The organism is Bacillus sp. R45, assembly GCF_021729365.1.
GTDB classification, from domain to species: domain Bacteria; phylum Bacillota; class Bacilli; order Bacillales; family Bacillaceae; genus Bacillus; species Bacillus velezensis.
This window is the reverse complement of the sequence record NZ_CP091421.1, coordinates 3614241-3636837: the sequence shown is the minus strand read 5'-3', so window position 1 is coordinate 3636837 and position 22597 is coordinate 3614241. Positions and strand designations below refer to the sequence as shown.

The following is a 22597-nucleotide window of genomic DNA, read 5'->3' as shown; positions in this document are numbered from 1 at the left end:
CAGGAGAGGTTGATTGACTTGAAACTGATACTCGGGGGTTTGCAATGGACGGCATTTATGATTGCGGCTGCGATTGTAGTTCCTGTCGCCATCGCACAATCATTTCACTTGAACCATGCCGATTCTGCCGCATTGATTCAGAGCACATTTTTTGTGCTTGGCGTCGCTGCGGTCATCCAATGTCTCCAGGGACATCGTCTGCCGATTAATGAAAGCCCGGCAGGCTTATGGTGGGGCGTATACACGATTTACGGCGGACTGACGGGCACGGTGTTTGCGACATTCGGCGAGACGCTGCGGGCGCTGCAGGGGGCGCTGTTATTAAGCGCTGTCTTTTTCTTTTTGTTCAGCCTTTTTAAAGTGATTGAACGGCTGGCCGTGCTGTTTACGCCGGTTGTGACCGGTGTGTATCTGCTGCTGTTGGTCATGCAGCTGAGTCAGCCGATTGTGAAAGGCCTTTTGGGCATCGGCTATTTAAAAAACAGCGTCGACGGCCTTGTATTCGGGCTCGCCATGGTTGTGACGGCGGCGATGTTCATCATGTCCCGATCGAATGTTACGTTCTTAAGACAGTATGCGATTCTCCTTTCGCTTGCCGGCGGATGGATCTTATTCGCCGTCTTCGGCGCTGCCAAACCGATTCAAATACCGGATCGCGTGATTCAGCTGCCGGTTCTTTTTCCGTTTGGAAAACCCGTGTTTGACAGCGGCCTGATCATTACGTCACTCTTCATTACCGTGCTTTTGATTGTCAACATGCTCGCGAGCATCCGGGTTGTAGAAGCGGCGGTGAAAAAATTCGGCGGCACCGCTGGGAAACGGCGTGAGCGTCCGGCAGGGTTTGCGGCTTCGATCAGCCACCTTTTGAGCGGGCTGTCAGGGGGCATTGCGCCTGTGCCGATTTCAGGGGCGGCCGGTTTTATTGAGACGACGAAGCTTCCTTCGAAAAAGCCGTTTCTTTTGGGAAGTGTATTTGTCATGATCATCAGTATGATCCCGCTATTTATGAATGCGTTTGCGAGTCTGCCCTCACCGGTCGGCTTTGCGGTAAACTTCGTCGTTTTCTCCACGATGGCGGGTCTTGCCTTTACGGAGTTTGACTCTTATGAGAAAGCGGAGCAAAAACGAATCCGTTCCATTATCGGTCTGGCGCTCCTCACGGGGGTCGGCGTAATGTTTGTGCCGGAGAGCGCGTTATCAGGGATGCATCCGATCCTGATTTCGCTCTTAAGCAACGGCCTTGTGCTCGGAACGCTGCTGGCGATAGCGATTGACCGAATCCAGCTTATCAAAAAGAAAAAATCCGACAATCTCGTGTCATCGGATGACGGACGTTGAATTTTGCCGATGTTGGGTTATGATTGAATTGGAAACTTTAACGAAAAGGCGGGAGAAAAATAGATGAAAGTGTTTATTATTCTTGGTGCGATTAACGCTTTATTGGCCGTGGCGCTGGGCGCTTTCGGCGCGCATGGGCTTGAAGGGAAAATCCCCGATAAATATTTGCAGGTGTGGCACACAGGCGTGCAATATCATATGTATCACGCGCTCGGTCTTCTGGCTGTCGCGTTTTTGGCTGAAAAGCTCTCTGGCGCAGGCAGTGTTTCTGTTGCGGGCTGGCTGATGTTTGCGGGCATCGTTCTGTTTTCAGGAAGCCTGTACGTATTGAGCGTGACGCAGATTTCCATTCTCGGCGCGATTACACCGCTCGGCGGCGTGGCGTTTATCATCTCTTGGATTATGATTATCGTCGCGGCCGTCAAATATTTATAAAGAAAAAAAGCCAATCCTCTGTCAAGTGAGCGATTGGCTTTTTGATTTATCTCGGAGAATAAGAAGACATGGAGTACGGATAAGTATAAGCGATTTCCTCATCAAATGTGATGTAATCAAGGTAAATGGTCAGAAGCAGATAGCGGGTGCCCGTTTTCGGATCGCTGATGATGATATGGTCACGTCCCGCCGCCTCAATCACACCGCGGAAAATCTTTGAATTCCATTCTTTGCTGTTTTCGAATGTCATATAAATCGTCGCCGTTTTGCCCCGGTTCAACCGCAGAATATTTTCAATGTATGACTCTTCAATCGGCAGCATGCCGGGAACGTTTTGTGACGATGATGGACCTGACGGGATTTGAAAGCTGCCGCCGCCCTGCTGCTGCGGCTGGCCGGGGAACCCCCCGCCGAAGCCCTGCTGGCCTTGCTGCATCGGCATTGTCATTTGCTGCTGCATCGGCATCATTTGTGATCCTTGGCCCTGAGGCTGCGGATAAGGATTAGGCCCGAGCTGCGGCTGGAATCCCTGCATATCCATTCCCATCCCCATCCCCTGCATTTGCTGATATTGATTCTTTTTCGGTTTCATATTGTTCCTCCTTTGATGAAAACCTCTTGATGCTGAAACCTCCTGACAAGTATCAGACAGCCGACAGAGCGGCTGCTGTTTTTATCTATTCCACCATATGAGCCCAAAGAAAGATTTATGCGAAAAAAGAAAATACGATCCAATGTTTCCGGATATCAGAGCCGGCTTTTTTTGTGCGCGCAATGCTGACTTTTCACATAATAGTCTGTATCCCTAGCGCATCTTCCGCATAAGGAACATATGATAGCGGTAGTTTCAGGTGCGAAAAGGGGGTGACGAGTTGCCTAAAGTGTCAGTGATCATGACGAGCTATAACAAAAGTGACTATGTGGCCCGCTCTATTAAAAGTATTCTGTCTCAGACGTTTACGGACTTTGAGCTGTTCATTATGGATGACAACTCAAATGAAGAGACATTGGCGGAAATACGTCCTTTTCTCACGGATGACCGCGTCCGGTTTTATCAAAGCGATGTATCGGGCGTCAAAGAAAGAACGGAAAAAACACGCTACGCCGCCTTGATTAATCAGGCAATAGAAATGGCGGAGGGCGAGTACGTGACGTATGCGACCGACGACAACACGTATGTGCCGGAACGGCTTGAGAAAATGGTGAAAGAGCTTGATGAAGACCCGGAAAAAGCCGTCGTGTATTCAAGTTCCAAAACCTATCATCTGAATCAGCGGAAAGAGACGGTGAAGGAGACGGCCAGGCCCGCCGAACGGATCGTGTGGAACGCGCCGTGCGCCATTGACCATTGTTCGGTCATGCACCGGTTTTCCGTGCTGGAACAGGTCAAATCGGCATTCGGTTCCTATTGGGATGAAAGCCCCGCGTTTTACCGTATCGGTGACGCCCGTTTTTTCTGGAGAGTGAATCATTTTTATCCGTTTTACCCGATTTCTGAGGAGCTTGATATCAATTATATTACCGATCAATCCATCCATTATCAGCTTTTCGCGGCGGAGAAAAACGAGTTTGTGAACAGCCTTCCGCAGCAGACCACGTGCCGGGAGCTGAGGGAATCATTAAAAAAGCTTGGAAAGGGGTGAGGGCTTGTCGGCATACTTAGCGAACTATTGGGTGCTGTACCGGCAGTATATTGACCTTTTTCAGTCACTTCGCTACAAAGACATCCCGCTCGCATTGATCAGTAATTTTTATCAATATATCAGTCCGGCGCTTCGGGAGAGCATGGAGCAGAACCCGGAGCTTTTCGGTCCGGCGGATCAGCATATTCCTGAAGCCGGTATTCAGCCTTATTATGATCAAAAAAGGCAAAACATTAAGAAAACAGATGAGAAACCGGTAAACGGAAAAGTCATTCTGCATTTCGATCATCTTCGGTTCACCGAGGGAAATTACCGGCAGTTTGATCCGGCAAAAACAGCGGTACTGGCCAGATGGAGTCTGCCTGACCATCATGGGCTGCCCGTTATCTGCAAATTGGAGCTGACGGGAATGGGGCAAAAAGGGAACCCCGTCCCTTATATTGAAAAAGCCCATTCCATTTTGAAAGAGCTTCACAGCCATCCCGCTTTCGGAAACAGAGAATTTCAGGAACGACTGTATAAAGACATCCCGTTATTTATTGAAGCGATTGACGCCGTTGATATTTTGTTTACGGCCGAGAAGATTTCCGCCGTTGTAGTCGGCACGACGGAGGATATTTACAGCCGTGTGCTGGCGCTGATGTCCGCGAAAAAAAACGCCGTCAGCATCTGTCTTCAGCACGGGGCGCTCATGGGAGATGAAGCGTTTCTGCCCGTATTTACGGACTATCAGGCTGTATTCGGGGCTTATGAAGCGGAGTGGTATAAAGCAAAAGGCTGCAGGGAGGAACAAATCATCATCACGGGGCATCCCCGTTTCGACGAGATTTTCTCAAGAGAGCCGATAGATCGGGACACGTTTTACCGCAAACTTTCTTTTCTCCCGTCACAGCGGACGGTGCTGATCGCCACGCAGCCGTTTTCTGATGAATTTTATACGGGAGTGCTTGAAGAGCTTGCCGGCCAAAAGAACATGCAGCTCATTATTAAACCGCATCCGTGGGAAATCGGCAAAAACAAGCTGGATGCTTATAATCAGGTGCTGCGGAAATATAAAGCAGGCAAAATCATCAAAAAAGAGATGGAGCTGTATGATATTCTCCCGTTTGTTGACGCTGCGGTGACACAGACATCAACGGTCGGTCTTGAAGCGATGCTGTTTCAAAAGCCCGTGCTGATCGGAAAATCAGCGGGAACCCGCCGATACCCTTATTATCATTCACTTGGAGAATTTGTTTTTGAGGACCCGCAGGCACTCGCTCAGGAATTAATCCGGATATGCGAAAGCCCCGCAGAATATCAAAAAGCGGAACAGGCGCGCCGTGCTTTTGTCGCCGCGAACTACCCGGTACAGGATTCGCTTGCCGCTTTATGCCAAGTGCTTCAGGAAAAAACCGGAGTCAGCTTCAGACGGGTTGACCCTTCATAAAAAAGATAGGAGCGCAAAAAAATGGTGCAAAAAAGATCAGCTTTTCTTCCCTATTCATTGCCCATGATCGGGAAGGACGAAATTCAGGAGGTTATTGATACGCTTGAATCGGGCTGGCTTTCAAAGGGACCGAAAGTAGAGGCGTTTGAAAAAGCCTTTGCCGCCTGGACGGGGGCAAAGCACGCGATCGCGCTGAACTCATGTACCGCCGCTTTGTTTTTGGCCCTGAAAGCGAAAGGGATCGGTCCCGGCGACGAGGTCATCACGTCTGCCGTGACGTTCAGTTCAACAGCCAATACAATCGTGCACACAGGCGCCGTTCCGGTGTTTGCTGACATCGATCCGCTTACGCTGAATGCAGACCCTGAAAAAATTGAGGCGGCCGTCACCCCGCGGACAAAAGCGATTGTACCCGTTCATTTCGCCGGCCAGTCGTGTGATATGGATCAGATTCTGGCCATTGCCGAAAAGCATCAGTTATTTGTCTTAGAGGATGCCGCACATGCCGTGTATACCACTTATAAACAGAAAATGATCGGATCAATCGGTGATGCGACGGCATTCAGCTTCTACGCGACAAAAAACCTGGCAACCGGTGAAGGCGGCATGCTGACGACGGACGATGACGGGCTTGCCGATCAGATCAGGGTGCTCAGCCTTCACGGCATGAGCAAAGGCGCGTGGAACCGCTATTCTTCAAACGGAAGCTGGTACTACGAGGTCGAAACGCCCGGCTATAAAATGAATATGTTTGATCTTCAGGCGGCGCTTGGGCTTCATCAGCTTAAACGGATTGACAGCATGCAGCAAAGAAGGGCTGAAATTGCTAGCCGCTACCAGGACGCTTTCAGAGACATGAAAGGGCTCACCGTCCCATATGTCAGTGATGACGGGCGGCATGCATGGCATCTGTATGTTCTTCAAATAGAGGAGCAGGAGGCCGGGATCAGCCGGAACGATCTGATTTCCGCTTTGAAAGACCAATATAATATCGGCACAAGTGTTCATTTTATTCCGGTTCCGTTCCATCCGTATTATCAAAAAACGTACGGATATAAGGAAACTGATTTTCCGGCCGCGGCCGCGTATTATCACCGCACCGTATCACTCCCTCTTTATCCGTCAATGACAGATGATGACGTTGAATACGTCATTGCAGCCGTTACGGATATCGTCAAAGGGGCTGATTAGGTGTACAGACTGAGAGAAAATCTTGCACAGGACATGATTCATGCCTTCCTGCATCAGAAGGGCATTCAGCCGGAAGCTTATGAATCGTCGCTCTGTTTATTGGAAGAAAACAGCCTTCAAGGCGTGATTTTATATGAAAACTCTTCGTGGGAAAGTCAATTGTTCCGAAAAAATATCATCAATGTGAAGCTTGCAGCCGCAAACAGCACCGGACAGCTCAAAAGGCTGTTTCAGGAATTTTACGCAGCAAGGCGGGCGGACGGCACTGATTTTATATTTATTAAAATACCGGCTGAAGATATCGGCGCGATGCAGGTCGTGCAGTCGCTTCCGAACGCTTATTTTGTAGGGAGTCTTCTCAAGCTCGTCAGTCCGGTGCGTGTATATAACAGCACGCCGCCGTTTGAGATTACAGAAGCCGGACCCGGCGACACGGAAGCGATCAGCCGGCTGGCCCGCGACGCCTTTACAAAAAGCAGGTATTATCAGGACCCCCGTCTCAGCTATGAAAGTGCAAACCGCCTGTTTGAAGAGTGGGCGCGGAATAACGCGGAAGGAAGAGCTTCGTTACAATTCCTCGCCAAATATAAGGGAGAGACCGCGGGCTTTGTTCAGGGGCTGTCTAAAGGCGATGAATTCGTCCTTGATCTGATGGCGGTAAAGCCGGGATTTGAAGGAAAAGGAGCGGGATTCCATTTAGCGGCGCACGTGATTGAACAATCATTGCGCTTTCAGCATAAGACTGTATCAGCGGGAACGCAGCTCCACAATGTAAGAGCCATCCGCCTGTATGAAAGAATGGGATTTAAAGCGGATGCGTCCTATTATTACTATCATGTGTGGCCCGGGAAGGAGGCGGACTGATGGCATCATGCAAAATCGGAACGAAGTCAATCGGCGAAGGTTCGCCCGTATTCATCATCGCCGAAGCCGGAATTAATCATGACGGAAAACTGAGCCAGGCGTTTGAATTGATAGATGCGGCCAGTGAGGCCGGCGCGGACGCGGTCAAGTTCCAAATGTTTCAGGCTGACAAAATGTATCAGAAAGACCCCGGCTTGTACAAAACCGCTGCGGGAAAAAACGTCTCTATTTTTTCTTTGGTGCAATCAATGGAAATGCCCGCTGAGTGGATCGAACCGCTGCTTGAATATTGTAAGAAAAAAGGCGTGCTGTTTTTAAGCACGGTATGTGACGAAGGCTCTGCCGACTTACTGTATGCGACTTCCCCTTCAGCTTTTAAAATCGCCTCCTACGAGCTGAACCATCTGCCGTTATTGAAATATGTCGCGGGGCTGAAGACCCCGATTATCTTTTCCACCGCGGGCGCTGATATTTCAGATATTCAGGAGGCTTACCAAACCATTACCGGCGAGGGGAACAAAGAAATTGCGATCATGCATTGTGTGGCGAAATATCCCGCGCCGCCTGAATACAGCAATCTAAGCGTCATTCCCATGCTTGCCGCCGCATTCCCGGATGCAGTGATCGGTTTCTCCGATCACAGCGCCCATCCGTATGATGTGCCGTGCGCGGCTGTCAGGCTCGGAGCGAAACTGATTGAAAAGCATTTTACGATCGATAAAAACCTGCCCGGTGCTGATCACTCCTTCGCCCTCAATCCGGATGAATTAAAAGAAATGGTTGCGGCGATCCGCTCAGTTGAAGCGGAGCTGCGGCAGGGGCATCACGCTCCGGTGCCGGAAGTGCTGTCGGGAAGCTCCCATAAAACGACGACACCGATTGAAGGGGATATCAGAAGGTTTGCTTACAGAGGCATTTTTTCAACAGCGCCGATTCAAAAAGGCGAATATTTTACGGCGGAAAACCTTGCCGTCCTTCGTCCCGGCCAAAAACCGCAGGGGCTTCACCCGAGATATTTTGAGCTTTTAACTGACGGCGCGCGTGCGGTCAGGGATATCCCCGCCGACACGGGCATCACTTGGGATGACCTTTTGACGAAAGGCAGCCCATATGATGACTGACATTTTGTTTATCATTCAGGCGCGGATGGGAAGCGGGCGTCTTCCCGGCAAAGTGCTGAAACCGATCGGCGGGTATACGATCCTCGATATGATTGTCAAAAGGGTTCGTCAAAGTGCGTTTTACGATCAATCACGGGATAATCTGATCGTCGCCGCGTCTGACAGCAAGACCGACGACATTCTGTCTGCGCACTGCCTCAGCAACCGCTACCGTGTCCACCGCGGCAGCGAACAGCGTGTGCTTGACCGGTTTGCACAAGTCATCGAACAAGTAAAACCGGACATCGCAGTCAGACTGACGGGGGATAACCCGTTTGTCGACCCTTCGCTGCTTGATTTTCTGATTCAATCGCATTTAGATCAGCACGCAGACTACACGTATATCTGCGGTACACCGCTCGGGATCGGCGGCGAGGCGGTGAACGCGCGCCTTTTAACGGAGATCAATGCGGACAAAACGCTGGCGGACAAATATCAGGAGCATGTCACCCTTTTGATAAGAGAATCCCCTGAGAGGTACCGGCTTCTCTTTCCTGAGCCCCCGCAGGAACTCCGGGCTCCTCACTTGCGGATGACCGTCGATACAGAAGAGGACTACAGGCTGGCCCGCGAGCTGTACGTAAAAGCGGGCTCGCGTCCTGATATTCCGGCAAAAGAATTGATCCATCTGCTGAATCGTGATCCGGAGCTCAGGGCCATTAATCAAATGATCCGGCAAAAAGAGGCTGATTAGCGTGCGGGTTTTGATTTTCGCGGACGGGGGCCGTGACATCGGCATGGGGCACGCGGTTCGGATGAAGCTGCTTGCCGGTGCGATTAAGAACAACTGCTCAATAACGTTCTATACAAATAAAGAGGCTTCTTCTTATCTGTCATCTGATCAATGGGAAGTGATCATCAAGCCTGACAAGGGACAGAAGGAATTTATTGTCCGGGAAATAAACAGGCGGGCTCCCGACCTTCTCATATTCGATCTGCTCGATATGCCGTGTGACTGGCTGGAGGAAATCAAAAAGCATTCATCGGCTCGTATCGTCTTATTTGAAGAAAAGAGGGAACATGTCATTCATTTATGCGATGCCGTTATAAACGGCATTTACGGCGGGCTGAAAAGCCGGACGGTTCAAATGGGCAGCGCCGCGGTATATGAAGGCCCGGATTATATGATTCTTCATCCGGGTTTTGAAAAAGCCAAACAGCTTTATCAGCTGAATAAAGAATGCCGGACCATATTGGTCTCATTAGGAGGAAGCGACCCGAAGAAGCTTGTCTTTAAAGTGATGGAAGCATGCCGCCGCATCCCCGACATTCAGCGGAAACGAGTGATCATCGTCATGGGCGGCGCGGCGCCTCATGTTGATGACGTGCGCGCGCATCTCACACAAATGCCTTATGCCGAGATGGTAAGGCAGACAAATGACATGGCCGCGCTTCTCACGAGGGCTGATATGGCCATCGTGTCCGGCGGGATCACTTTATATGAGACCATTTGTACAGGTGTGCCCTGCATCGTTCTTTCTCAAGTGGAGCATCAAACTGAGACGGCGGAAAAATTCGCCGCACGGGAGGCCGCCGTTCATCTCGGACTGGGAGAACACACCGCGGCGGACTTGCTCGCTCGGCATATGTCTGAGCTGGCTGCTGATTATCCGAGACGGCTCGGGCTTCATCAGAACGGAAAGCCGCTGGTTGACGGCAGGGGCATTAAACGGGCGGCGGCGATTCTTTATGATTTGTGATAAAACCACACGTAAGGAAGTGTTCATGTGAAAGGTGTTATCTTAGCCGGAGGCACCGGCTCACGCCTTATGCCGCTGACAAAAGCGGTCAATAAGCATTTACTCCCTGTCGGTCCATATCCGATGATTTACTGGTCGATCATGAAGCTGGAAGAAGCGGGGATTACGGATATCTTGCTGATTACGCAAAAAGAATATATTCCGCAATTTCATAAACTTCTCGAAACCGGAGAAGAGCTCGGCGTCTCAATCACATATCAGGTTCAGCCAGCCGCATCCGGCATTTCCGACGGTTTATCATACGCAAAGCGGTTTACCGGGCGCGATCCGTTCGTTCTGCTTTTGGGAGATAATATTTTTGAAGATTCATTAAAACCTTATACGGAGCGTTTCGCAAAGCAGGGAAAAGGAGCGAAAGTGCTGCTGAAAGAAGTGGACGATCCGGAGCGCTTCGGCATCGCAGAGATTGATGAGGAAAACAAACGGATCAAGTCGATCATTGAAAAGCCGGAGCAGCCGCCGACCAGACTATGCGTCACAGGGATCTACATGTACGATGCAGAAGTGTTTTCTTATATTGAACAAATTTCCCCTTCAAAACGCGGCGAACTGGAAATTACGGATGTCAATAATTTATACATTGAACACAGTGAGCTGACGTATGATGTGTTAACGGGCTGGTGGGTGGATGCGGGCACGCATGAATCGCTCTACCTCGCCGGAAGCCTGGCGCATCAGGCATTACAGAAAGGACAGGAGCATTAATCATGCCAAAATCATATTTAATTACAGGGGGCGCCGGATTTATCGGCCTTACCTTCACAAAGATGATGCTGAAAGAAACAGATGCGCAGATTACCGTCCTGGATAATCTCACGTATGCAAGCAGGCCGCTTGAAATAGAAGCCTTAAAAAAGAACAGCCGTTTCCGTTTTATCAAAGGTGACATTTCTGAAAAAGAGGACATTGACAAAGTCTTTTCCCAAATGTATGACGCTGTCATTCATTTTGCGGCTGAATCCCATGTGGACAGAAGCATAAATCAGGTAGAGCCGTTCATCACAACAAATGTGATGGGCACATACCGACTGGCCGACGCGGTGTTACAGGGAAAAGCCGGCAGGCTGATTCACATTTCCACAGATGAGGTGTACGGAGATTTGGCACCGGATGATCCCGCTTTTACAGAGACGACGCCGCTTTCTCCGAACAATCCGTATTCCGCCAGCAAGGCAAGCTCAGACCTGCTTGTCATGTCTTATGTGAAAACCCATAAGCTTCCTGCCATCATTACGAGATGCAGCAACAATTACGGGCCGTACCAGCACCACGAGAAAATGATTCCGACCATTATCAGGCATGCCGTAAACGGCACGCCGGTTCCGCTGTACGGCGACGGGATGCAGATCAGAGACTGGCTGTTTGCCGAAGATCATTGCCGCGCCATTAAGCTCGTGCTGGAAAAAGGAACACTAGGCGAAATTTACAATATCGGCGGAGGAAATGAACGGACGAATAAAGAGCTTGCGTCATTTATCATGAAGGAGCTCGGTGTCGAGGAACGGTTTGCTCATGTCGAAGACAGAAAAGGGCATGACCGCCGTTACGCCATCAATGCTTCAAAGCTGAAAAATGAGCTGGGATGGCGGCAGGACGTCACATTTGAAGAAGGAATGAGAAGAACCATTCGCTGGTATACAGACAGCCAAGACTAATCGGAAAGAAGGGGATCCGATTGACGAAGGTATTAGTAACCGGAGCGGCCGGTCAGCTGGGGCGGGAGTTATGCCGCCAGCTGAAGCGGGAAGGGTATGAAGTGATCGCCTTGACAAAAGCGATGATGAACATATCCGACCAGCGTTCGGTGCGGCACTCGTTCAGCCATTACAAGCCGGATATCGTCGTCAATACGGCGGCATACACCTCCGTTGACAAATGTGAAACGGAGCTCGACAAAGCGTATTTAATAAACGGAATCGGCGCTTATTATGCCGCGCTTGAGGCTGAAAACACCGGCGCGAAATTCATTCACATCAGCACCGATTACGTCTTCAGCGGCAAAGGAACACGGCCATACCAGACCGATGATCCCGCAGATCCGGGCACGATTTACGGAAAAAGCAAAAAACTCGGCGAAGAACTGATCCGGTTAACGGGAAAAAACCACACCATTATCAGAACGTCGTGGGTGTACGGCAGCCGCGGGCACAACTTTGTCAATACGATGCTGAAACTTGCGGATACACATGATCAGGTTCGTGTCGTTAACGATCAAGTCGGAGCGCCGACGTATACAAAAGATTTAGCCGAAACGGTGATCGGTCTGTTTGACAGGCCGCCGGGCTTGTACCACGCCGCAAACAGCGGAGTGTGCAGCTGGTATGAATTTGCCAAGGCTATTTTTGAAGAAAGCGGCAGAACCGCCGCCGTGCTGCCCGTCACGACGGAGGAATACGGAAATGAGACGCCGCGCCCCGCTTACTCGGTGTTGAGCCTTGAGTCGATTGAACGGCAGGGGCTCGGCATGAGGCATTGGCGGGAAGCGCTGCAGGATTATTTACAAAGGGAGGGACAGTGCAAGTGATCGAAGGCGTAAAAATTAAAAAGCTGATCAAACACAGCGATGACCGGGGTTTTTTCTCAGAACTCGTCCGTGACGATGAACATCTCTTAGAGCGTTTCGGGCAGGCTTCCTGGTCCAAAAGCTATCCCGGCGTCATTAAAGCGTTTCACTATCATGAGAAACAGGATGACCTGTGGTTTTTCCCGACGGGCCACGCCCAGGTCGTGCTGCATGACCTTCGCGAAGAGTCGGCAACCAAGGGAGAAACGGATGTCTACTACATGGGAGAAGACAATCCGATGCTCCTTCTCATTCCCAAAGGCGTCGCACACGGGTACAGAGTGCTGGGCGAAACCCCGCTGACCATTATTTATTTCACGACAATGTCCTACAATCCGGATCAGCCTGACGAAAAAAGAATCCCGTGGAATGATGAGAGCATCGGATTTGACTGGCAGACGGCTCATCGGTAGCGCACAAGACGAAGACAGCGGATGTCTTCGTTTTTTGTGCTGGTTCATCTCGTGAAAAATAAATGATTGAATATTCCAAAAAATAATTTACTTCCATGGATAAAGGTGGTAGATTATTCTCAGGAAAAGAGAAACCCAATTCGCGAATGGAATCATCAGACACGCTTTTCCGGCAGAGGACGCTCTGAATCCTATATGATCTGGAGGAATTCATGATGTTAAAAAGAAAATCATTTTCTGCCTTTCTCATCAGTGCTACGGTATTTTCAGCTGTGTTCTTGCCATCTTTTCATGCGAACGCCCAATCTGCCGTTATTGAAGCGAAAACCGTCAATAGTACGAAAGAATACGCGACGTCTGATATTGAAGTCACATACAAGCCGAATGCGCTGCTTGCCGTCGGTGCCGTTGAATTTCAATTTCCTGACGGGTTCAACGCCACTGTGAGGGACTCTGTAAACGGAAGAACACTGAAAGAAACGCAAATTCTCAACTACGGAAAAACGGTCAGACTTCCGCTTACCCTTGACTTATTGGGCGCGTCTGAATACAATCTCGTCCTGGTGCGTAAAAACCTTCCGCGCGCGGGCACGTATACAATTAAAGGCGATTACGTAAACGGTTTGGGGGCCGGCAGTCTCTACGCCGAAACAAAGCTGGTTATTGACCCGCGTTAATCCGGGATGAAAGAGGCTGACAACAGCCTCTTTTTTTATGCGCAAAATCCTGGCATGAATCTTGCATATAAAAAGGGGTGTAACGACAAAGTGAAAGGGATTGATGGGTTTTGGTGTAAAAGCGCTTACATTTCGTTCTGCCGGTAATTGAAGCTTACACGTATAATACGATGAGGTGATAAAACATGTCAGCCAACCCGCTTTCTAAAAGCAATCAGAAAGATGAAGAAAAAGAAGTTCTTAATTTGTTCTTGTCCACACAATCGATCATAAAAGAAGCCCTGCGCAAACTGGGCTATCCTGACAATATGTATGAACTGATGAAAGAGCCGATGCGGCTTTTGACCGTACGCATTCCCGTCAAAATGGACAATGGCTCAGTACAGGTTTTCACGGGCTACCGCTCACAGCATAATGACGCAGTCGGCCCGACAAAAGGGGGCGTGCGGTTTCACCCGGAAGTCAGTGAAGAAGAGGTTAAGGCGCTTTCCATCTGGATGACTTTAAAATGCGGCATCACAAATCTTCCTTACGGGGGCGGAAAAGGCGGCATCATCTGTGATCCGCGGACGATGTCATTCGGAGAGCTGGAACGGCTGAGCCGCGGATATGTGCGCGCGATCAGCCAGATCGTCGGCCCGACAAAGGATATTCCGGCTCCCGACGTATATACCAACTCGCAGATTATGGCATGGATGATGGACGAATACAGCCGCCTGAGAGAATTTGATTCACCGGGATTCATTACGGGCAAACCGATTGTTCTCGGCGGTTCACAGGGGCGGGAGACGGCGACCGCGCAAGGTGTCACGATTTGTATTGAGGAAGCCGTTAAGAAAAAAGGGATTCCATTGGAAAATGCGCGGATCATCATTCAGGGGTTCGGAAATGCGGGGAGCTTTCTCGCTAAATTTATGCATGACGCCGGCGCCAAGGTGATCGGCATCTCAGACGCCCACGGGGCTTTGTATGACCCTGACGGCCTTGACATTGATTACCTGCTGGATAAGCGGGACAGCTTCGGCACGGTGACGAATCTCTTCTCTGATGTCATAACGAACCGGGAGCTGCTGGAAAAGGACTGTGATATTCTCGTGCCTGCCGCAATCTCCAATCAGATAACGGCTGAAAACGCCCATCACATTAAAGCCTCAATCATTGTGGAGGCGGCGAACGGCCCGACAACGATAGACGCCACGAAAATCCTGAATGAAAGAGGCGTGCTTCTCGTGCCGGATATTTTGGCAAGCGCCGGCGGCGTGACGGTGTCTTATTTTGAATGGGTGCAAAATAATCAAGGCTTTTACTGGTCTGAGGAAGAAGTCGCCGGAAAACTGCGCAGCGTCATGGTGAATTCGTTTGAATCCATTTATCAGACAGCGCATACCCACAAAGTGGATATGCGTTTGGCCGCCTATATGACGGGCATCAGAAAGTCGGCTGAAGCGGCCCGGTTCCGCGGTTGGGTATAAGTGTTATCCGCAAAGAGATTTTGCATCAGTTATATAGCGGATCGCAAAATTTCTTTGCGTTTTCAGATTGCAGCTGACAGGTTCGGACAAGCTTCGTCCGCTTTCGGCAAAGATTTTCCTATTTTTATCACAAATTGCTATGCTGGTATGCTTCTTGCATCTTCATTAAGCGTGAGCACACATTACAAAATACGGGGAGGAATTCTAATGACAGTTTCATACGCACACGAACCATTTACAAATTTTCAGGAAGAGACAAATAAACAATCGTTTCAGGAAGCGCTGGCTTATGTGAATTCACAGCTCGGCAAGCATTATCCGCTTATCATCAACGGTGAAGCGATTGAAACGGATAAAAAGATCATTTCCGTCAATCCGGCAGATAAAAAAGAAGTGATCGGTTCTGTATCGGCAGCCGGAAAAGAACTTGCGGAAAAGGCCATGCAGGCTGCGCTGCAGGCATTTCAAACATGGAAAAAAGTACGGCCGGAACACCGCGCGAATGTGCTGTTTAAGGCGGCGGCGATCATCCGCAGAAGAAAGCACGAATTCTCCGCGTACCTGGTGAAAGAAGCGGGGAAACCGTGGAAGGAAGCGGATGCGGATACGGCGGAAGCGATCGACTTTTTAGAGTATTACGCCCGTCAGATGCTGAAGCTGAAAGACGGTTCTCCTGTAAAGAGCCGTGACGGAGAATATAATCAGTATCACTATGAGCCGCTTGGGGTGGGAATTGTCATTTCTCCATTCAACTTCCCGCTTGCGATTATGGCCGGAACGGCGGCAGCCGCCATCGTAACAGGCAACACGATACTGCTGAAACCGGCGGATGCGGCGCCTGTCGTGGCGGCGAAATTCGTAGAAGTGATGAAAGAAGCGGGTCTGCCGGACGGCGTGCTCCAATTCATACCGGGCGACGGAGGAGAAATCGGCGACTATCTGGTTGAGCATCCGAAGACGAGATTTGTGTCGTTTACAGGCTCCCGCGCGGTCGGATGCCGCATCTATGAACGCGCCGCAAAAGTACAGCCGGGCCAAAAGTGGCTGAAACGGGTCATTGCCGAAATGGGAGGGAAAGATACGGTGCTTGTAGACAGAGATGCTGATCTTGATCTTGCCGCTTCCTCAATCGTGTATTCCGCCTTCGGATTCTCAGGCCAAAAATGTTCAGCCGGTTCGCGTGCGGTCATTCATCAGGACGTCTATGATGAAGTTGTTGAAAAAGCCGTCGCTTTAACAAAATCACTCACCGTCGGAAGTCCGGAAGATTTTGATACATACATGGGGCCAGTCATCCACGAAGCATCTTATAATAAAGTCATGAGTTATATCGAAATCGGCAAAACAGAAGGAAAACTCCTGACGGGAGGCGAAGGTGATGATTCAAAAGGATACTTTATTCAGCCGACCATTTTTGCGGATGTTGATGAAAACGCCCGCCTGATGCAGGAGGAAATTTTCGGGCCGGTCGTCGCGATCTCAAAAGCCCGTGATTTCGACCATATGCTTGAGATTGCCAATAATACCGATTACGGACTGACGGGCGCTCTGTTATCGAAAACCCGCGCGCACATTGAACGCGCCCGCGAAGATTTTCACGTCGGAAATCTATACTTCAACCGCGGCTGTACGGGAGCGATTGTCGGATACCAGCCGTTCGGCGGCTTCAATATGTCAGGAACCGATTCGAAAGCCGGAGGACCTGACTATCTGATTCTTCATATGCAGGCAAAAACAACGTCTGAAGCCTATTAATCTTTCGGAAATAGCGCGATGAAAAAGAGAGTCGCGCTATTTTCTCTATATGAGGGTAAGGAGGATGGAATATGTATCAGCAGCTCAGCAAAATGCTTCCGGAGGAGAAAATAGAAGCCATTACGAAATCACTGGTGGCCTTAAACAGCATCAACGGCACATTGGGAGAAGGAAAAAAAGCCGACTATATCAAAGATATGATCAAGAGCTTTCCCTACTTTCAGGAGAATCCGTCACATGTGTGGGAGCAGGCGATTCCTGAGGACCCTTACGGCCGCAAAAATATTTTCGCATTTATTGAGGGAAACGGCGAAAGCCTGAATACGGTCATTTATCACGCTCATCTTGATACGGTCGGCATCGAGGATTTCGGCCCTTTAAAAGATATCGCTTTTGATTCCGACCGTCTCGCGGAATATTTCTCAAACTATGAATTTGATCGGGATGTGCAGCGGGACGCCCGCTCAGGCGAGTGGATGTTCGGAAGGGGTTCGGTTGATATGCAGAGCGGTATTGCCGTTCATCTCGCCAATCTGCTTCACTTTTCTGAACGGCGCGATCAGCTGCCGGGCCATATTCTGTTCATGGCAAACCCGGATGAAGAAAGCCAGCATTCCGGCATTTTAACCAGCATTTCTGAATTAAAACGGCTGAAACAAGAAAAGCAGATTCGTTATTTAGCAGCGATTAATAACGATTTTATCACGCCGCTGTATGAGGGTGACACGACAAGGTACATATACACGGGTGCGGCAGGGAAGCTTTTGCCTTGCTTTGCGATTTACGGGCGGGAGGTGCATGTCGGAGATACGCTGTCCGGCATCGATCCGAATTTGATCGCGTCAGAAATCACCAGAAGAATTCACAACAATATTCATATGGCGGAAAACATTGAAGGGGAGCTTGTCCTTCCGCCGACCTGCCTCTACCAGCGTGACAATAAGGAAGCGTATAACGTGCAGACTGCCGTCAGCAGTTATGTCTATTTTAATTATTTTATTTACGAGAAAACCGCCAAAGAAGTCATGGATCAGCTGACCGCCGTGGCTGACGAAGCCTGCAAAGAGACAGAACAAAAATTATCTGATTATTACGACGAATACTGTAAGAGAACGAGCCTGCCGAAAAAAGAGATGTCATGGAACGTTCAAGTGTACAGTCTGGAAGATTACCTGAAAAGGCTGAGAAGCCGCGGGATAGACCCTGCACAGTGTATCGGGCAGGCATTTAAAACATATGAACATCTTGAACTGCGGATGAGATGTTTTAAAGCCGTCGAAGAACTGCAAAAACTCGATCCTGAGCAGGGAGCCAAGGTCATTATTTTCTATGCGCCGCCTTACCTTCCGCACAATTATCTGAAGGAAGAAAGCACACGGGACCGGCTTTTGCAGCATGTCATTCAAGAAGCGGTCGATAAAACAGCGGCATCAACCGGAGAAACATTCGTCTTTAAAAAGTTTTTCCCTTATTTAGCGGACGGAAGCTTTTTATCGCTGCATGAAACAGATGAGGAGGTCTCCGCCTTTACCGATAATTTTCCGGGCTGGGATGTCATCGGGACGATTCCTTTTAATGAAATCAGGGAATTGAATATTCCGTCGGTCAATATAGGGGTATACGGAAAGGACGGCCATAAATGGACGGAACGCGTGTACAAACCGTACACATTCCATGTGCTGCCGGAACTCATTCAGCAGACGACAATGCACCTTTTGCACAGCTGCCGATTAGACATACGCACAAATGGCTGACATTACGGAATAAGGGGGATGTATATGCAGGGAGATACGAACCAAACTGAATTGAAGCGCACGATGAAGGGCCGGCATTTGTTTATGATCGCCCTCGGCGGCGTGATCGGGACGGGGCTTTTTCTGGGCTCCGGTTTTACGATCAGTGAAGCGGGACCGATCGGCGCGATATTGGCTTATGTGATCGGCGGATTTTTAATGTACCTGGTGATGCTTTGTTTGGGGGAGCTCGCGGTTGCCATGCCGGTCGCAGGATCATTTCAGGCGTATGCCGCAAAGTTTCTCGGGCCGTCGACGGGATTTACGATCGGATGGATGTACGCATTCAGCTGGGCCAATACAGTGGGGCTTGAGCTGACGTCGGCGGGGATTTTAATGCAGCGATGGTTTCCGGCCGTTCCGATTTGGGTGTGGTGCCTGGTATTCGGCGTCATTTTTTCCATTAACGCGCTGTCTGCGCGGAGTTTTGCGGAAATGGAATTTTGGTTTTCCAGCATTAAGGTCATGGCCATTGTATTGTTTATTATTCTCGGCTGCGCTGCGGTATTCGGCTTTGTCGGTTTTAACGGCGGGCAGACGGCTCCGTATCTGTCAAACTTTACGACGGACAAAGGGCTTTTTCCGAACGGCGCCCAAGCCGTGCTGTTTACCCTTGTTATGGTGAATTTTTCATTCCAGGGTACCGAACTGGTCGGAATCGCCTCGGGAGAAAGCGAAAATCCGGAAAAGACGCTTCCCCGCTCGATCCGAAACGTCATATGGCGGACGCTTTTTTTCTTCGTGCTGGCGATGTTTGTTCTCGTGTCCATTTTGCCGTATCAAACGGCAGGCGTCATCGAAAGCCCGTTTGTGGCTGTGCTGGATAAAATCGGCGTTCCTTATGCGGCTGATATCATGAACTTTGTCATTCTGACCGCCATGCTGTCGGTGGCGAATTCCGGGCTGTACGCTTCGTCCAGAATGATGTGGTCCCTGTCAAAAACTAAGATGGGCCCCGCTTCCTTAACGAAACTGACGAAAAAAGGCGTGCCTCTGAAAGCTCTTTTCATCACCATCGCCATCTCCGGTTTATCCCTGCTGACAAGTGTAGTCGCGGCTGAAACGGTGTATGTGTGGCTCATTTCCATCTCCGGTATGATTACCGTCGTCGCGTGGATGTCAATCTGCGCTTCACAATTCGTTTTCCGGAGACGCTTTCTCGCTGAAGGAGGAAATCTGAAGGACCTGGCATTTAAAACGCCTCTTTATCCGATCGTGCCGATTCTCGGATTTTCGGTTTACGGTCTTATCTTAATCAGTCTCATCTTTATCCCCGACCAGCGTATCGGTCTGTACTGCGGTGTCCCGCTGATGATCATCTGTTACGCGTATTATCACTTCGGTATCAAAAAACGCCTGAAGCGTGAGCCGGCTTCTTCGGAAAAAGGCGCTGCCGGATAAGAAAAAAAGCCCTTCGCTTAAAGCGGCGGGCTTTACTTTGTGTTTCGTTTGGCCGACAGAACATAGGATAGAACGGCACAGAACTGAAAACCGAAAATGCTGACGGCCATCGGCCAGGCATTTTCTTCTCCGGCAATACCGACAAGGGGAGCGGCAGCCGCACCGCCGATAAAGGGCAGGAGTCCGAGAAGAGCCGCAGCGCTTCCCGCGCCTTTCTCCTGTTTCTGCATAGCCAAAGAAAATCCCGTCGTCGTGACGATCCCGACAGAAGAAACAATGATGAATAAAGAAATGCAGACTGCCGCCAGGCCTAAACCAAACGCAAGTGATAAAAGCAAAGCGATGCTCCCGATGACGGCAATCATCAGACCGGAGACAAACAGCTTCCGTTCATCATGTGTTTTGGCCATCCGTCCGGTGATTTGGGTGGCGCATATGATTCCCGCACCGTTTACGGCGAACAGCAGGCTGAACATTTGCGCCGATACGCCGTAGATGTTTTGCAGTATAAACGGCGACCCGGCAATATATGCGAACATGCCGGTCATCACAAATGCCTGGCTGAGCGCAAATCCCATAAACATCCGGTCGCCAAGCAGGCCGCGAAACGTCATCAGCGTCTCCCGGAGTCCGCCGCTTGTCCGCTTTTCCGGCGGGAGTGATTCAGGCAACGCCGTAAGCACGGCGGCAGAAATGATACAGCCGATTACCGCCAGCACGATAAATACGATTTTCCAGCCGGCGAACTGAAGGATAAATCCCCCTGTAATCGGCGCTAAAATCGGCGCCGCCCCATTGACGAGCATCAGTAATGAGAAAAAAGCCGTCAATTCTTTTCCGGAATACATATCGCGTGCGGAAGCCCGTGCGATGACGATTCCGGCCGCCCCGGTGAATCCTTGAATAAACCTCATGACAATTAAAAACGAAACAGAAGGGCTGAAGGCGCATAATAAAGAAGACAGCGTATAAAGCAGCAATGACAGAATCAGCGGCTTCCGGCGCCCGATCATATCACTGAGCGGCCCGACAACGATCTGCCCGACAGCCAGCCCCAAAAGACAAAACGTCAGGCTCAGCTGCGCAAGTGACGCTGTCGTATGAAGATCGGCCGCCACCTCAGGCAAAGCGGGCAGATACATATCGAGCGAAAGCGGCCCGAATGAAGCGAGCGTCCCGAGAATCAGTACCATGCCGAGGCCTGCGCGGGCGGCCTTTGAATCAGCGTTATTCATTTCATGACCCCCACCTTAACAAATGATTCTATCACTATAGCATAACCAGACGGCGTATTTTATATCATTTATTGAATATAAACTAAATATTTTATTTAAAATCTGAATGTAAATAAAAAATCAGAATTAGTTTTCATGTGAAATGTAAAATGAAATATAAGGATGCTAAACTATAAAACAACAAAAGGTAGAAAAGTTTTACGGAAGAGGTGTTCAAAGAGCATGAACAGCAAACAAACCGATCACATCGAAACGAAACGCCGATTTCCGGTCTGTCTCGCGCTTGCTTTGACATTAGGGGTATTTGCCGCGGGTTCTGAAGAGCTGGTGATTTCTCCGCTGCTTCCGGATTTAGCGCGGGCTTTCAGCTCGGATGTCAGTGTGCTGGCGCTTTCCATCAGTATTTACGGAGTGATGATTTTTATCGGGGCGCCGCTTCTCGTTCCGCTGGGAGATAAATATTCCCGGGAACTCAGTCTGCTGGCGGGACTGCTTATATTTACGGCCGGCACGGTGATCTGCGCGCTGGCGCACAATCTCTTTTTCTTCTTTCTGGGCAGGGCGCTTTCCGGGCTTGCAGCGGGTGCGTTTGTGCCGACAGCATATGCGGTGGTCGGCGACCGTGTGCCTTATGCGTACCGCGGCAAGGTGATGGGTCTGATCGTGTCAAGCTGGTCGCTCGCTTTGATTTTCGGCGTTCCGATCGGCTCTTTTATCGGCGGCGTTTTGAATTGGCGGTGGACGTTTTGGATTTTCGCCCTCATGTCTGTCCTCGTTGCTTCGCTCATTTTCATTGAGGCGCGCCGCAGCACGGCGGATGGGAATAAAACAGAAGAGGAAAACGGACGGCAGGCAGGCACTTTCCGGGATGCGCTGAAGGTGCCCCGTGTCCCTGTATATCTCACGATCACTTTTTGCAACATGATCGGTTTTTACGGCATGTATTCCTTTCTCGGTACATATCTTCACCGCGTGATGCCGGGTGGGAATACAGCTTCAGGGCTGCTGATCATGGTGTACGGAATCGGTTTTTCCATGAGCGTGTTCACCGGAAAAATCGCAGATAAGGCGGGGAAAATGCGCTCTTTGATCGCGGCATTGGCCGTGATCAGCATATGGCTTTCCTGTCTCGCCTATGCGCCAACATCAATGCCGTTTTTGGTCATCGGGTTATTCGTCTGGGGATTGATGCAAAGCCTGACGGTGACCTTGCTCAGCACTATTTTAAGTGATTGCTCACAGAGCCGCCGGGGCAAAATCATGGCATTTTACAGTCTGGCGTCCAATTTGGCCGTCACCTTGGGTTCTGCTGTCATGGGTCCGGTCTATGTCGGATACGGATATGCAGCTGTCGGATTTATCTGTGCGGCCGTCACCCTCATCGGCTTTGTCCTCAGCGTTTTGGCATACAGAAGGTATGGAAAATATGAGCATAAGACCGACCAATCATTGTATCGGTAAAATAAAG

General features: G+C 50.0%; 21 protein-coding genes. 19 read left to right on the top strand and 2 right to left on the bottom strand.

What is annotated here, in order from left to right:
• The first annotated feature begins 18 nt into the window (after nucleotides 1–18).
• Together L3V45_RS18050 and L3V45_RS18045 are read left to right on the top strand one after the other, a co-directional pair.
• Entirely contained in the window at nucleotides 19–1338 is a 1320-nt protein-coding gene (locus L3V45_RS18050; protein ID WP_069473636.1) for a purine/pyrimidine permease, read from the top strand.
• A 63-nt stretch (nucleotides 1339–1401) separates the two neighbouring features.
• A complete protein-coding gene (locus L3V45_RS18045) occupies nucleotides 1402–1773 on the top strand; it encodes a DUF423 domain-containing protein (protein ID WP_003150969.1) in 372 nt (123 codons plus the stop codon).
• Between the two features lie 46 nt (nucleotides 1774–1819).
• Here L3V45_RS18045 and gerQ read toward each other — a convergent pair whose 3' ends face one another.
• The gene (gerQ, locus tag L3V45_RS18040) at nucleotides 1820–2365 is read right to left on the bottom strand and encodes a spore coat protein GerQ (RefSeq protein WP_003150971.1); all 546 of its coding nucleotides are present in this window, start codon (nucleotides 2363–2365) and stop codon (nucleotides 1820–1822) included.
• A 280-nt stretch (nucleotides 2366–2645) separates the two neighbouring features.
• Here gerQ and L3V45_RS18035 point away from each other — a divergent pair, with 280 nt between their 5' ends.
• From L3V45_RS18035 to L3V45_RS17960, 16 genes are all read left to right on the top strand, one after another.
• Nucleotides 2646–3416, top strand: a complete 771-nt coding sequence (locus L3V45_RS18035; RefSeq protein ID WP_024085938.1) for a glycosyltransferase family 2 protein — start codon at nucleotides 2646–2648, stop codon at nucleotides 3414–3416.
• 4 nt (nucleotides 3417–3420) lie between these two features.
• Entirely contained in the window at nucleotides 3421–4845 is a 1425-nt protein-coding gene (locus L3V45_RS18030) for a capsular polysaccharide export protein, LipB/KpsS family (protein WP_015387538.1), read from the top strand.
• A gap of 21 nt (nucleotides 4846–4866) precedes the next feature.
• Nucleotides 4867–6036, top strand: coding sequence for a DegT/DnrJ/EryC1/StrS family aminotransferase (locus L3V45_RS18025; RefSeq protein WP_003150976.1), 1170 nt, complete (start codon nucleotides 4867–4869; stop codon nucleotides 6034–6036).
• Nucleotides 6037–6900 carry a GNAT family N-acetyltransferase gene (locus L3V45_RS18020; RefSeq protein WP_024085937.1) on the top strand — a complete coding sequence of 288 codons (864 nt, stop codon included), beginning with the start codon at nucleotides 6037–6039 and terminating at the stop codon, nucleotides 6898–6900.
• Nucleotides 6900–8021 carry an N-acetylneuraminate synthase family protein gene (locus tag L3V45_RS18015; RefSeq protein WP_060387235.1) on the top strand — a complete coding sequence of 374 codons (1122 nt, stop codon included), beginning with the start codon at nucleotides 6900–6902 and terminating at the stop codon, nucleotides 8019–8021. Before L3V45_RS18020 ends, L3V45_RS18015 begins: the two co-directional genes overlap by 1 nt.
• Nucleotides 8014–8754 carry a cytidylyltransferase domain-containing protein gene (locus tag L3V45_RS18010; RefSeq protein ID WP_015387540.1) on the top strand — a complete coding sequence of 247 codons (741 nt, stop codon included), beginning with the start codon at nucleotides 8014–8016 and terminating at the stop codon, nucleotides 8752–8754. Before L3V45_RS18015 ends, L3V45_RS18010 begins: the two co-directional genes overlap by 8 nt.
• A gap of 1 nt (nucleotide 8755) precedes the next feature.
• Nucleotides 8756–9760: a PseG/SpsG family protein gene (locus L3V45_RS18005; RefSeq protein WP_234949495.1), complete on the top strand. Its 1005-nt coding sequence runs from the start codon at nucleotides 8756–8758 to the stop codon at nucleotides 9758–9760.
• 27 nt (nucleotides 9761–9787) lie between these two features.
• Nucleotides 9788–10525 carry a sugar phosphate nucleotidyltransferase gene (locus L3V45_RS18000; protein WP_003150981.1) on the top strand — a complete coding sequence of 246 codons (738 nt, stop codon included), beginning with the start codon at nucleotides 9788–9790 and terminating at the stop codon, nucleotides 10523–10525.
• Nucleotides 10526–10527: 2 nt separating this feature from the next.
• Nucleotides 10528–11475, top strand: coding sequence for a dTDP-glucose 4,6-dehydratase (gene rfbB / locus L3V45_RS17995; protein ID WP_236837137.1), 948 nt, complete (start codon nucleotides 10528–10530; stop codon nucleotides 11473–11475).
• 20 nt (nucleotides 11476–11495) lie between these two features.
• Nucleotides 11496–12344, top strand: a complete 849-nt coding sequence (gene rfbD / locus L3V45_RS17990; protein WP_160249160.1) for a dTDP-4-dehydrorhamnose reductase — start codon at nucleotides 11496–11498, stop codon at nucleotides 12342–12344.
• Nucleotides 12341–12796, top strand: a complete 456-nt coding sequence (locus L3V45_RS17985; protein ID WP_015387544.1) for a dTDP-4-dehydrorhamnose 3,5-epimerase family protein — start codon at nucleotides 12341–12343, stop codon at nucleotides 12794–12796. The genes rfbD and L3V45_RS17985 overlap by 4 nt, the downstream gene beginning before the upstream one ends.
• Before the next feature lie 215 nt (nucleotides 12797–13011).
• Nucleotides 13012–13473, top strand: coding sequence for a biofilm surface layer hydrophobin BslB (bslB, locus tag L3V45_RS17980; protein ID WP_058906425.1), 462 nt, complete (start codon nucleotides 13012–13014; stop codon nucleotides 13471–13473).
• Between the two features lie 185 nt (nucleotides 13474–13658).
• On the top strand, nucleotides 13659–14945 hold the full coding sequence (locus L3V45_RS17975; RefSeq protein WP_003150991.1) for a Glu/Leu/Phe/Val family dehydrogenase: 1287 nt from the start codon (nucleotides 13659–13661) through the stop codon (nucleotides 14943–14945).
• A 207-nt stretch (nucleotides 14946–15152) separates the two neighbouring features.
• The gene (pruA, locus tag L3V45_RS17970; RefSeq protein WP_003150992.1) at nucleotides 15153–16700 is read left to right on the top strand and encodes an L-glutamate gamma-semialdehyde dehydrogenase; all 1548 of its coding nucleotides are present in this window, start codon (nucleotides 15153–15155) and stop codon (nucleotides 16698–16700) included.
• A gap of 71 nt (nucleotides 16701–16771) precedes the next feature.
• Nucleotides 16772–18454: a M20 family metallopeptidase gene (locus L3V45_RS17965; RefSeq protein WP_043867524.1), complete on the top strand. Its 1683-nt coding sequence runs from the start codon at nucleotides 16772–16774 to the stop codon at nucleotides 18452–18454.
• Nucleotides 18455–18478: 24 nt separating this feature from the next.
• Complete coding sequence (locus L3V45_RS17960) at nucleotides 18479–19894, top strand: amino acid permease (RefSeq protein WP_236837135.1); 1416 nt, start codon at nucleotides 18479–18481, stop codon at nucleotides 19892–19894.
• A gap of 32 nt (nucleotides 19895–19926) precedes the next feature.
• On the opposite strand, the gene L3V45_RS17955 is transcribed toward L3V45_RS17960, so the two are convergent.
• On the bottom strand, nucleotides 19927–21129 hold the full coding sequence (locus L3V45_RS17955) for a multidrug effflux MFS transporter (protein WP_025853625.1): 1203 nt from the start codon (nucleotides 21127–21129) through the stop codon (nucleotides 19927–19929).
• Nucleotides 21130–21351: 222 nt separating this feature from the next.
• Between L3V45_RS17955 and L3V45_RS17950 the strand changes: the two genes are divergently transcribed.
• Nucleotides 21352–22590 carry an MFS transporter gene (locus L3V45_RS17950; RefSeq protein WP_003150996.1) on the top strand — a complete coding sequence of 413 codons (1239 nt, stop codon included), beginning with the start codon at nucleotides 21352–21354 and terminating at the stop codon, nucleotides 22588–22590.
• Nucleotides 22591–22597 lie beyond the last annotated feature (7 nt).

What these genes read in the sequence shown, in the direction of transcription:
- L3V45_RS17975 (WP_003150991.1), top strand. Translation starts at nt 13,659, where the DNA reads ATGTCAGCCAACCCGCTTTCTAAAAGCAATCAGAAAGATGAAGAAAAA.
- L3V45_RS17965 (WP_043867524.1), top strand. Translation starts at nt 16,772, where the DNA reads ATGTATCAGCAGCTCAGCAAAATGCTTCCGGAGGAGAAAATAGAAGCC.
- bslB (WP_058906425.1), top strand. Translation starts at nt 13,012, where the DNA reads ATGTTAAAAAGAAAATCATTTTCTGCCTTTCTCATCAGTGCTACGGTA.
- L3V45_RS17950 (WP_003150996.1), top strand. Translation starts at nt 21,352, where the DNA reads ATGAACAGCAAACAAACCGATCACATCGAAACGAAACGCCGATTTCCG.
- L3V45_RS17960 (WP_236837135.1), top strand. Translation starts at nt 18,479, where the DNA reads ATGCAGGGAGATACGAACCAAACTGAATTGAAGCGCACGATGAAGGGC.
- rfbB (WP_236837137.1), top strand. Translation starts at nt 10,528, where the DNA reads ATGCCAAAATCATATTTAATTACAGGGGGCGCCGGATTTATCGGCCTT.
- L3V45_RS18045 (WP_003150969.1), top strand. Translation starts at nt 1,402, where the DNA reads ATGAAAGTGTTTATTATTCTTGGTGCGATTAACGCTTTATTGGCCGTG.
- gerQ (WP_003150971.1), bottom strand. Translation starts at nt 2,365, where the DNA reads ATGAAACCGAAAAAGAATCAATATCAGCAAATGCAGGGGATGGGGATG.
- L3V45_RS18010 (WP_015387540.1), top strand. Translation starts at nt 8,014, where the DNA reads ATGACTGACATTTTGTTTATCATTCAGGCGCGGATGGGAAGCGGGCGT.
- L3V45_RS17955 (WP_025853625.1), bottom strand. Translation starts at nt 21,129, where the DNA reads ATGAATAACGCTGATTCAAAGGCCGCCCGCGCAGGCCTCGGCATGGTA.
- L3V45_RS18025 (WP_003150976.1), top strand. Translation starts at nt 4,867, where the DNA reads ATGGTGCAAAAAAGATCAGCTTTTCTTCCCTATTCATTGCCCATGATC.
- L3V45_RS18015 (WP_060387235.1), top strand. Translation starts at nt 6,900, where the DNA reads ATGGCATCATGCAAAATCGGAACGAAGTCAATCGGCGAAGGTTCGCCC.
- pruA (WP_003150992.1), top strand. Translation starts at nt 15,153, where the DNA reads ATGACAGTTTCATACGCACACGAACCATTTACAAATTTTCAGGAAGAG.